The sequence below is a fragment of the Hydrogenophaga sp. genome, from assembly GCF_030651625.1.
Classification (GTDB): domain Bacteria; phylum Pseudomonadota; class Gammaproteobacteria; order Burkholderiales; family Burkholderiaceae_C; genus Hydrogenophaga.
In genome coordinates this window covers 142,910-153,093 of record NZ_JAUSCF010000020.1, presented here as the reverse complement: position 1 = coordinate 153,093, position 10,184 = coordinate 142,910, and the positions used below count along the sequence as shown (strand labels likewise).

The following is a 10,184-nucleotide window of genomic DNA, read 5'->3' as shown; positions in this document are numbered from 1 at the left end:
ATGCCGGTGTTCATTGACGCCACGCGCCATCTGCCCGGTCTGTTGGCGATGGCCGCAGGCGCCGTGGTCGCCGGACTGCTGTACGCCAGGCTCACCGCGCGGCACTGAGTCTCTTGCGCCTGTGCGTTGTTCAGGTGCAAGGACCAAGCGAAGCCAAAGCAACCCCCCGGTAACCAAAGCGCTTGCCTCTGGAATCGACGACCAGTTAAGCTCGCGACCCCATGTCATCATTTCGCCATCATTTTGCGCTGAGCGTCGCTGGAGCAGACGCCACCGTTCTGGCGTGGTGGCGGGGGATGTCCGCGCTGGCTGTTCTGAACGTTTGTATCTGGCTGGCTGCATGGCACTTCGGGGCGGTCGGCGGGGTGTACGGCAATCTGCATCTCATGTTGTCTGGGGTCTACGTGCTGGTGTGTGCCTACCGGTCGGTGCTTCCCCGCGTGGACCTCGAGCGACTCGTCGTGGTGGACACGCGGCTGTCCAGCATCTTCCTGGGACGTGCTGCAGCCACCGTCGCCGAGATCTGCTTTGCGATCCAATTGGGGCTGCTGGTCCACCAACTGGGCGCGCACGCCAACATGCCAGCAGTGCAGCTTGCAGCCTGGGCGATCCCGGTCTTCATGATGGTGGCACAGGGTTTTTGCTGGCACAGCGTTCTGACCTTGAATCACATCACGCAGGCCGTCGAATCCATGCTGTGGGCGGCAGGCTTTGCCTGGATGGCAGCCCTGCTGGGCGTCATTGCCATCGATACCAGCGGCTGGGTTCATTCGCTGGCGATGTTTTCCATCCTGTGCTCAGTTGCTTTCGTTGCCTATGTGGTCGGCGTGGACGCACCGATGTACTGGCGCCGATACCAGATCGAGCGCGCACGCGGACGGGCCTACATGCGCATTGACCAGGGCGCACGCGACGCTTGGCACCGCCGCGTGCGCAGCGGCAACTGGGCCGAGTGGAAAGCCGATGCACTCTGGCTGACCCCATATTTCAGCTTCGGTGTCTGGGTCAGCATTGCAATGGTGTATGTGCCTGGCGCCTGAGAAAACTACTCCACGGTCACACTCTTCGCCAGGTTCCTTGGCTTGTCCACATCCGTCCCCTTCGCCAACGCCGTGTGGTACGCCAGCAATTGCAGCGGCACCACATGCAGGATGGGTGAGAGCACGCCGTAGTGTTCGGGCATGCGTATGACGTGGATGCCTTCGCTGCTCTTGATGCGGGTGTCTGCGTCGGCCAGCACGTAAAGCACGCCGCCGCGGGCACGCACTTCCTGCATGTTGCTCTTGAGCTTTTCCAGCAGGGTGTCGTTGGGCGCGACGGTGACCACGGGCATGGCGCTGGTGACCAGAGCCAGGGGGCCGTGCTTGAGTTCACCGGCGGGATAAGCCTCGGCGTGGATGTAGCTGATTTCCTTGAGCTTCAAGGCGCCTTCCAGCGCGATGGGGTAGTGCAAGCCGCGCCCCAGAAACAGCGCATTCTCCATTCGACCGAAGTCCTCGGCCCAGCTGATGATCTGCGGCTCCAGCGCGAGCACGCCTTGCAGCGCCACTGGCAGGTGACGCATGGCCTTGAGGTGTTCGGCTTCGGCTTCTTCGCTCAGGTGGCCGCGCATTTGCGCCAATGCGAGCGTGAGCAGAAAAAGGCCGGCCAACTGGGTGGTGAAGGCCTTGGTGGAAGCGACGCCGATCTCCACGCCTGCGCGGGTGACATAAGCCAGCGCGCATTCGCGCACCATGGCGCTGGTGGCCACATTGCAGATGGTCAGCGTGTGCTTCATGCCCAGGCCCTGGGCGTGCCGCAGCGCGGCCAGGGTGTCGGCGGTTTCGCCGCTCTGGGTGATGGTGACCACCAGGGTGCGGGGGTTGGGCACGCTGGTGCGGTAGCGGTACTCGCTGGCCACTTCCACCTGGGTGGGGATCTTGGCGATGCTCTCCAGCCAGTATTTGGCGGTGCACCCGCTGTAGTAACTGGTGCCGCACGCCAGGATCAGCACGTTGTCGATGTCCTTGAAGATGCGGTATGCGCCGTCACCAAACAACTCGGGCGTGATGCCGCTGATGCCATCGAGCGTGTCGCCGATGGCTCGCGGTTGCTCGAAGATCTCTTTCTGCATGTAGTGGCGGTAGGGGCCCAGTTCGGCCGCACCGCTGTGGGCGTGCACGGTCTTCACGGGTCGATCGCTGGCCTCGAACGGGCGGCCTTGCGCGTTGGTCACCCAGTAGCGGCCCAGTTGCAGGTCCACCAGGTCGCCCTCTTCCAGGTAGACGATCTGGTCGGTCACGCCGGCCAGGGCCATGGCGTCGCTGGCCAGAAAATGCTCTGTGCCAGCCTGGCCATCCAGCATGCCCACACCCAGCACCAGCGGTGAGCCTGCGCGCGCGCCCACCACACGGTGCGGTTCATCGCGGTGGAACACAGCCAGTGAGTAGGCACCATGCAACTGGGGCACGGCACCCTGCAGTGCGGCGAACAGATCGCCGTCGTAGAGCGAGTCGATCAGGTGCGCAATGACTTCGGTGTCGGTCTGACTTTCGAACACATAGCCCTTGGCCTGCAAGCTTTCGCGCAGTTCGTCGTGGTTTTCGATGATGCCGTTGTGCACCAGCGCCACCCGGCCCACTGCGCCAGCGGTGTCGCCGGGGCCGTGGCTGAAGTGGGGATGGGCGTTGTGCACCGCCGGTGCACCGTGTGTGGCCCAGCGGGTGTGGGCGATGCCCGTGCCGCTGGCAATGCCTTCGGTCTGCACCTGCTGCATCAGCTCAGCCACCCGCGCCGTGCTGCGCGCGCGCCTGAGGCCGCCGGCATGCACCGCCACCCCGCAGGAGTCGTAACCGCGGTACTCGAGCCGCTGCAGCCCCTGAACCAGCACGGGCACGATGTCGCGCCCCGAAACCCCTGCCACGATGCCGCACATGAAAGCACTCCTTTGAATTGAATGATCAGGATGCTATCGATGAGCCTGAGAAATATGGTTCGCCGATTGGTCAATATGTGAAAGATAATTTCACGCATACCGTTGAATAGTCTTTTGTTCCATAGATACACAAAATATGAAATCAATCGACATAGATGAAGCCGATCTGCGCTTGCTTGACTTGCTGCAGACAGACGCGGCACGCAGCAACCAGGCCCTGGCCGAACTCGCCCACCTGTCGCCGCCGACCAGCCTGCGGCGCATCAAGCGGTTGCGCGAAACAGGCCTGATCGAACGCGAAGTGGCGCTGCTCAGCCCTGACCGACTGGCCGCCCACACCGGCCATGGCCTGACGGCTCTGGTGGAAATCACGCTGGAGCGACAGGGCAGCGAACATCTTGAGCTGTTTGAAAACCGGGTGGTGGCAGACACCGCCGTGCAGCAGTGCTACCGCGTGAGCCCGGGACCTGACTTCGTGCTGGTGGTGCACACGGTGGACATGCCGGCTTACCTCGCTCTGGCACAGCGTCTGTTCACCAGCGAGGCCAATGTGCGCAACGTCAAGGCTTTTTTCAGTGTCAAGCGAGCCAAGTTCGATCCCCGGTTACCGCTTCCGTTGGCACGCACTCAGTGAGTGTTTTCCCGGGCGCAGACCCACAAAAGCTTCCAAATTCACATCAAATCGCACGTTTGCAGGCCAAATGGGCGTAACAAAGTGTTGACTTGCACCCGCTTGTGTAACACCCTCCTAGAATTCCGCCAAAGCTGAATTGGCTGGTCGCAGGAGGTTGCATGTTGCCGTTATCAATTGGTTTGTTGATCGCCCTTGTGCTGGTGGGCGCGGGTGTCTGGTTCTGGCGCCGCAACCGGGGCACATCGTCTGGTCGCGACGACCGCTACACGCCAGAGCGGATCCTCACCGTCGAGCAGGTACACATGCTCGACTACTTGAACGACACCTTCCCGGGCCAGGTGGTACTGCCCAACATGTTGCTCAAGGACATGCTGTCAATCCGCCGCGCATCCAATCGGGAGAAGGCCGAGGATCGACTCAGGCAACAACGGGTGGACTTCGTGGTCTGCGGTGAAGACGGGCGCCCCACGTTTGCGTTCGATATCGAGCAATACCACCTGAGCAACGCCAAGGCCAAAGCCCATCAGGTGAAGATAAAGAACCGCATCCTCAAGACCGCTGGCGTGCGGTTCGTTTTTCTGAAGAATGGACTGCACCGCATGCCCTCGCCCTCTGAATTCCGCAAGCAGCTCAACCTGGCAGCGCTGCCACAACCGCTGCCCAAGGAAAAAGAGGACTCGCGTGAAAGCCGGTTCCAGCAACTGGAATCACAACTCTCCGAATTCGATCAGGTCTACCCCGCCACCGGCTTTCGGGATTCGGAGGTCATGGGCCTCAGCGGCTTGATGGATCTTGACCGCGAAGGGCGCAGCAGCCTCAGTGGAGCCCTCAGCAGCACCAGAGGCGAACTCAGTGGTGCAGGTACAAGCCGCGCCGCAGGCAACAGCAGCGAATACAAGGGACAGAGCAAGTCGGGATCGTCCCGCGCGGGGTGACGGTCTGGTTTTCAGGGTGTTCGCCTGGCTGGCCGCTGCCAGTTGGGCAGGCTCACCTGCTTGCCCCGTGCCACGGTCAGGCTGCCGGCTGCGGTACTCATGGTCACAGTGGACCCGGCGCCCACCGTGCCCCCCGCACCAATGGTCACTGGCGCCACCAGCACACAGTTGCTGCCGACATGCACATCGGCTTCGATGACGGTGCGGTGTTTGTTGGCGCCGTCGTAGTTGGCGGTGATACTGCCAGCGCCGTAGTTCACCCGCTCACCCACCGTGGTGTCGCCCAGGTAGGCCAGGTGGTTGGCCTTGGCCCCATCAGCAAGGGTCGAATTCTTCACTTCAACGAAGTTGCCAATGTGCACCTCGGCACCCAGTTGGGCGCCTGGCCGTAAACGCGCAAACGGTCCCACCAGCGAGCCGCGCCCCACAGACACACCCAACGTCTCGCCGTCGATGTGGGTGAAAGGGTGAATGACCGCACCCGCATCAATGGCAGCGTTGGCGATGACGCAGTTCGCACCGATTCGAACGCCTTCGCCGAGCTTCACCCGACCTTCGAACACGCAGTTCACATCGATCTCCACGTCGGCTGCGCACATCAGTTCGCCACGCACATCCAGCCGTGCCGGATCAGCAAGGCGCACCCCTTGTTCCATCAACGCTTCGGCCAGCCTGCGCTGGTAGGCGCGCTCCAGCTCGGCCAGTTGCACCGGGCTGTTCACACCGGCCACCTGCACTGCATCGGACGTGGTGATGGCCCGCACCTGCAGGCCGCGTGCCACCGCGTGCTTGACCACATCGGTCAGGTAGTACTCCCCCTGGCTGTTGTCATTGCCGAGTTCTGCGAGCAGAGGCTTGAGCACTTCGGCGGGCACTGCCATGACGCCGCTGTACCACTCGGTGACAAGACGCTGCTGTGCGTCGGCATCCTTGTGTTCCACGATGGCTCGCACCGAGCCGTTGGTGCCGCGAACGATGCGGCCATAGCCGGTGGCATCTGCGCCGGTGTCCACGCTCAGCAGGGTGAGGTACTGGCCCGCACAAGCCTGCAGCAGCGCTTCCAGCGTGTCCTGACCGATCAGGGGAACGTCACCGTTCAGGATCAGGACAACACCATCGTCCGCCAGCAGCGGCACCGCCTGCTGCACCGCGTGACCCGTGCCCAGCTGGGGCTCCTGCCGCACGAACCGCAGCGCGGCACCTTCAGACGCATTCAGTCCCCGCTCCACCTGCTCGGCACCATGTCCGGTGATCACCACCACCGAACGCGCCGATAACCGCACGGCACGGTCGATCACGTGCTGGGCCAGTGCGCGCCCAGCCAATCGGTGCAACACTTTGGGTCGTTGACTCTTCATGCGCGTGCCTTTGCCGGCCGCCATCACCACCACATCCACAGGGAACGACATGAGCACCTCTTTCGGGGACAAAATGCGCGGCGTTCTTGCCAGCGCGTTGAATTCGTCAATTATCTCCCGCAGGGTTCTGGCCTACGGAACCGCCTTTGTGCTCGCCGCGGGCCTGGCCGCCTGCAGCACCGCCCGGCTGGCCTACAACCAGGCACCCAACCTCACCTACTGGTGGCTGGACGGCCACATTGACTTCACCAGCGAACAGACGCCTCAGGTGCGCAGCAAGATAGACGATTTCTTCCAGTGGCACCGCAGCACCGAGTTGCCAGCGTACTCGCGGCAACTGCGCGCATGGCAAGACCTGGCATTGCGCGATGTCTCGCCTGCCGAAGCGTGCACCGAGTTCGAGACGATCCGTCAACGCATCGACGTCGCCGCAGAGCGCATGGTGGCTCCCATGGCCAGGGTGGCGTTGCAGCTGGACGCAGTGCAATTGGCGAACCTGCAACGGCGCCAGGCCAAGAGCAATGAAGACTTTGCCAAAGAACATCTCAGACCCGGCGCGGAACGGGCGCTTGAGGAGCGTCTGAAGAAAGCCGTCGAACGCAGCGAACGGTTCTACGGCCCCCTGACGACCGCGCAGCGCGAGTTGTTGCGCGAACAGGTGCGCCGCTCGCCATGGGACCCCGAACGCACCCAGTACGAACGCGAGCGCCGCCAGGCCGACCTGCTCAACACGGTGCGCGACCTGCAAGCGAAGCCGGCCATTGCCGGGCAGGCGGTGCGAGAGCACTTGGCGCGCATCAGCCGCTCGCCCACACCCGGCTATCCTGAATACAGCGCCCAACTGGTACAACACGGTTGTGCACAGTTCGCAGCCCTGCACAACAGCACAACGCCCGCACAGCGCGCCAACGCGGTCAAAGCGCTCAGAGGATATGAAGACGATGTGGTCAGCCTGGCGTCCCGGCGCTGACTGGCCCGCCGCTCACCTTCCCTGCCACAGCACCGAACCGGCAAATCCGAACCGAATCGGCGCCTGACACCCGGCACCTGCCGGGGCGAGCCGACTCTGGACCTTTTTTTGGGTAGCGGCCACACGCTGGTGCACCTCGCCAGGCTCGGCCCTGTGACATTGAGTTCACGGCGTGGCTTGCGTGGCGTGCCACCCTCTTGCAGCGAAGCCCGAAACCTTCGAGTCGCAAACCGCGACATGCACGTGCATAGGGCCCTGGGACGGAGCCGTTTCGGCAACTCAACGCATCCAGATCCAGACAACGGCGAGCGTGGCCAGCGTCACCGGAATGCCGGTCAGGGCGTGTCGCTTCCAGTCGATCTCGATGCCCTGCTGGCGCGCCAGGTCGGCCACGATGAGGTTGGCGATCGAGCCCACCAGCAGGAGGTTGCCAGCGAACGTGCTGACCAGCGCCAGCATCACGCCTGCCTGCTCGCCACTGCCAGCCAGGTGCGGCAACAGCAGCATCACCGCCGGTACGTTCGACACCAGGTTGGACAAAACGACACCCACCACCAGCAGCGGTCCTGGATCGGCCAGGTGCACGCCCTGGCTGGCGAGCCAACCCACGGCCTGCCCCGCCAACCCCGTGCTCTCGAAGGCGTGGTTCACCACAAACAGCCCCATGAACAAGATCAGCAGCGGCCAGTCGATCAGTCCCATCACCCGGGCCGACTGCAGGCGCCGGCTCAGCAGAAGCACACCTGCACCCACCAGAGCGGCCACGTCGCGAGGCCAGTCGGTGAACAGGAAGATCAGAAGCAGCGCACCAGCAACCAGAAGACCTTTGGCGGTCTGCCAGGCGTCGAAGGCTGGCTCTTCAATGCCTGGGTTGTTCACTCCATCTCTCCCTGGGAGAGGCCTTGGGCGAGGGCTCACCGACTTGGCCCCAGGCCCATACGCCAACCACGCCCACAACAGCACCAGCCCGATCAAAACCGGTGGCAAGGCCTGTTGCACATAACCCGCGAATGGCAACTGAAGCACCGAACCGATGAGCATGTTCTGCGGATTGCCAATGAGAGTGGCCGCCGAACCGATGTTGGCCGCGCAAGCCAGACCGATCAGAAACGGCATCGGGTTCAGCCCACGTTGCAAGCACAGCCGCGCCACCACCGGCGTCATGGCGAGGCAGACGATGTCGTTGGAAAATACCGCCGATAACAAACCCGCCACGCCGATCAGCGCGCCCAGCAGCGCGCTGCGGGACAGGGGTAGCGAGGCAACCCGACGCGTCACAGCGGTGTAGAAGCCGCCCAGCCGCATCTGCGCCGACACCACCATGAACGCAAACAACAGCACGATGGTTGGCAGGTCGATGGCGCGGGCAGCGTCTTCAACCGGCAGACCGGCCAGCGCGATCACCGCAATCGCACCCAGCAGGGCCACGCCAGAGCGATCCAGCTTCAGGCGCGGCAGGCCGCCGAGAAACATGCCCAAATAGACGACCGTGAAGACCGCGACAATGGCCCAGTCAATGGTGGATGGGCCAAGCAGGTCCGCAGCATGGAGCATGGGTGGTATGAACCAGTGAGGGGCTGTCAATCGCCTGGGAGGGAACAGCAGGGTCGCCAGGATGGGTGCGCGGGATCGTACCAAAGCAGTGGCGAGGGCCACCTGTTGGACACCGACTGCTGGGCTGGTCGACCTGAATCGGTCATCAATTCGTCACACCAACGGCAGCACAAGAGGTTTATATTGTGCGGACACCTGCTCCGCCAACGGCGGGGTGCCCCCGAACTTCTGCTGCTGTCACACCATGTCCACCGCCCTGCGCCCGTCATCTCTCTGGAAAGCCGCTTTCATTGCCGCCATGGCATTGTTGCTGGCTGCTTGCAACCCCATCGCCATCATCGAGGTGAGCCCAACGAAGGTCGTGGTCAACAAAGAGGTCACCTTCGATGGTTCCGGCACCCTGATCAACGCCGCGCCCGAAGGTGCCACGGCAGTGAAGTACGAATGGACTTTTGGCGATGGTGAAACCGCCAACGGCGCAAAAGTGACCCACACTTACAAGGCCATCGGCACATACAAGGTGACGTTGACCGTAACCGACAGCGCTGGCCGCAAAGGCAGCGCCACCGAGAGTGTGAAGGTGGGTGAGTCCACTGGCAGCACGGACGATGAGGATGAAACCGCAGAAGAGGACGAAGAGGCCTGATCACCTTCTGAGGCAGTCGCGTGTCTTGGGCACGCAAAAAAAGACCCGCCTGGGCGGGTCTCCTTCATGGGCCTGGGGTCTGTTCGGCCCCTTTCGCAGCACTCAACCCTGCAGGGCCGCCCACATTTCCTTGTCACGCTCGGCCGTCCAGATGCGTGGGTTCTTGATGCCCTTGGCTTCGTCGTAGGCACGGCTCACGTCGAACGGCAGGCAGTGTTCGTAGATGAACACATGGCCAAACACAGGGTCCATGGTCTTGCGGGTGTGGGTCATGGCGGTCTTGAGGTCCATGCCTGCAGCAGCGGCTTCCTTGCCGGCCTGGAACAGGGTGGTGACCCAGCGCTGGGTGTAGTCCAGCGCCTTGTTCACGTCGGCATTGCCTTTCATGGCCTCGCCACGGCCGGGCACGATGAACTCGGCCTTCAACTCGCGCAGGGCCTCCAGGGTGGTGGGCCACTCTTCCAGCTGCGCGTCACCGGTGTACACGCCTGCTTCGTACTCCACCAGATCGCCACTGAACAGCACTTTTTCTGCTTCCACCCAGGCAATGGTGTCGCCACGGGTGTGGCCCGGACCCGGGTGCCAGATGCTGACCTTCACACCGCCCAGATCGACTTCCAGGCTGCCCTGACGACCAGGCTTGCCGTCGCCAATGACCATGGTGGGCCAGGTCAGGCCGGGCACGCTGTCGGCGCCACGGAACAGGCGCGGAAAGCGCTCCATCTCGCTCTGCATGTCTTGCGCGCCACGTTCGACGATCAGTTCATAGGTGCCGCGGCTGGCAATGACCTCCGTGGCGCCTTCGGCGAGGTAGGCGCTGGCACCGAGCACGCGCACCGCGTGGTAGTGGGTGAGCAGCACGTACTTGATCGGCTTGTCCGAGACGGTGCGGATCTGTTTGATCAGGTCCTGCGCCATGGCCGGCGTGGCCGTGGCGTCACTGACCATGATGTATTTCTCACCAATGATGACGCCGGAATTCGGGTCGCCCTCGGCGGTGTAGGCCCAGCAATGTTGACTGAGCTGTTCGAAAGTGGTTTTTTTGTCTTCCAGGTCGGCCTGGGAGGCGAAGGCTTTGCTCATGGGTGGTCTCCTGTGGGGGTCGGAAAAGTGCAAACTGCAATCTGCAAGATTTTACCTAAACGAAATCAATTACATATAAGTAAATTTTTG

Annotated in this window: 9 protein-coding genes; 5 read left to right on the top strand and 4 right to left on the bottom strand. The window is 62.8% G+C overall.

Annotation, left to right across the window (positions count from 1 at the left end; all coding sequences use genetic code 11):
- Positions 1-221 precede the first annotated feature (221 nt).
- Positions 222-1,040, top strand: coding sequence for a hypothetical protein (locus Q7V46_RS07855; protein ID WP_304912971.1), 819 nt, complete (start codon positions 222-224; stop codon positions 1,038-1,040).
- A gap of 5 nt (positions 1,041-1,045) precedes the next feature.
- Here the strand turns inward: Q7V46_RS07855 and glmS are convergent, their stop codons facing one another.
- Positions 1,046-2,914: a glutamine--fructose-6-phosphate transaminase (isomerizing) gene (gene glmS / locus Q7V46_RS07850; RefSeq protein WP_304912970.1), complete on the bottom strand. Its 1,869-nt coding sequence runs from the start codon at positions 2,912-2,914 to the stop codon at positions 1,046-1,048.
- A 136-nt stretch (positions 2,915-3,050) separates the two neighbouring features.
- Between glmS and Q7V46_RS07845 the strand changes: the two genes are divergently transcribed.
- The gene (locus Q7V46_RS07845; protein ID WP_304912969.1) at positions 3,051-3,548 is read left to right on the top strand and encodes an Lrp/AsnC family transcriptional regulator; all 498 of its coding nucleotides are present in this window, start codon (positions 3,051-3,053) and stop codon (positions 3,546-3,548) included.
- Positions 3,549-3,706: 158 nt separating this feature from the next.
- Positions 3,707-4,483 (top strand): DUF2726 domain-containing protein, encoded by a 777-nt coding sequence (locus Q7V46_RS07840; protein WP_304912968.1) that lies wholly within the window; start codon positions 3,707-3,709, stop codon positions 4,481-4,483.
- Between the two features lie 11 nt (positions 4,484-4,494).
- On the opposite strand, the gene glmU is transcribed toward Q7V46_RS07840, so the two are convergent.
- Positions 4,495-5,892 (bottom strand): bifunctional UDP-N-acetylglucosamine diphosphorylase/glucosamine-1-phosphate N-acetyltransferase GlmU, encoded by a 1,398-nt coding sequence (gene glmU / locus Q7V46_RS07835; RefSeq protein WP_304912967.1) that lies wholly within the window; start codon positions 5,890-5,892, stop codon positions 4,495-4,497.
- On the opposite strand from glmU, the gene Q7V46_RS07830 reads away from it, so the two are divergent.
- Positions 5,891-6,811, top strand: a complete 921-nt coding sequence (locus tag Q7V46_RS07830) for a DUF6279 family lipoprotein (protein WP_304912966.1) — start codon at positions 5,891-5,893, stop codon at positions 6,809-6,811. The two genes, glmU and Q7V46_RS07830, sit on opposite strands and share 2 nt — an antisense overlap.
- Before the next feature lie 279 nt (positions 6,812-7,090).
- Here the strand turns inward: Q7V46_RS07830 and Q7V46_RS07825 are convergent, their stop codons facing one another.
- The gene (locus Q7V46_RS07825) at positions 7,091-8,365 is read right to left on the bottom strand and encodes an anion transporter (RefSeq protein ID WP_304912965.1); all 1,275 of its coding nucleotides are present in this window, start codon (positions 8,363-8,365) and stop codon (positions 7,091-7,093) included.
- A gap of 244 nt (positions 8,366-8,609) precedes the next feature.
- Between Q7V46_RS07825 and Q7V46_RS07820 the strand changes: the two genes are divergently transcribed.
- A complete protein-coding gene (locus Q7V46_RS07820) occupies positions 8,610-9,011 on the top strand; it encodes a PKD domain-containing protein (RefSeq protein ID WP_304912964.1) in 402 nt (133 codons plus the stop codon).
- A 102-nt stretch (positions 9,012-9,113) separates the two neighbouring features.
- Here the strand turns inward: Q7V46_RS07820 and Q7V46_RS07815 are convergent, their stop codons facing one another.
- Positions 9,114-10,094, bottom strand: a complete 981-nt coding sequence (locus Q7V46_RS07815) for an MBL fold metallo-hydrolase (RefSeq protein WP_304912963.1) — start codon at positions 10,092-10,094, stop codon at positions 9,114-9,116.
- Positions 10,095-10,184: the final 90 nt, after the last annotated feature.

What these genes read in the sequence shown, in the direction of transcription:
- Q7V46_RS07855 (WP_304912971.1), top strand. Translation starts at nt 222, where the DNA reads ATGTCATCATTTCGCCATCATTTTGCGCTGAGCGTCGCTGGAGCAGAC.
- glmS (WP_304912970.1), bottom strand. Translation starts at nt 2,914, where the DNA reads ATGTGCGGCATCGTGGCAGGGGTTTCGGGGCGCGACATCGTGCCCGTG.
- Q7V46_RS07845 (WP_304912969.1), top strand. Translation starts at nt 3,051, where the DNA reads ATGAAATCAATCGACATAGATGAAGCCGATCTGCGCTTGCTTGACTTG.
- Q7V46_RS07840 (WP_304912968.1), top strand. Translation starts at nt 3,707, where the DNA reads ATGTTGCCGTTATCAATTGGTTTGTTGATCGCCCTTGTGCTGGTGGGC.
- Q7V46_RS07830 (WP_304912966.1), top strand. Translation starts at nt 5,891, where the DNA reads ATGAGCACCTCTTTCGGGGACAAAATGCGCGGCGTTCTTGCCAGCGCG.
- glmU (WP_304912967.1), bottom strand. Translation starts at nt 5,892, where the DNA reads ATGTCGTTCCCTGTGGATGTGGTGGTGATGGCGGCCGGCAAAGGCACG.
- Q7V46_RS07825 (WP_304912965.1), bottom strand. Translation starts at nt 8,365, where the DNA reads ATGCTCCATGCTGCGGACCTGCTTGGCCCATCCACCATTGACTGGGCC.
- Q7V46_RS07820 (WP_304912964.1), top strand. Translation starts at nt 8,610, where the DNA reads ATGTCCACCGCCCTGCGCCCGTCATCTCTCTGGAAAGCCGCTTTCATT.
- Q7V46_RS07815 (WP_304912963.1), bottom strand. Translation starts at nt 10,094, where the DNA reads ATGAGCAAAGCCTTCGCCTCCCAGGCCGACCTGGAAGACAAAAAAACC.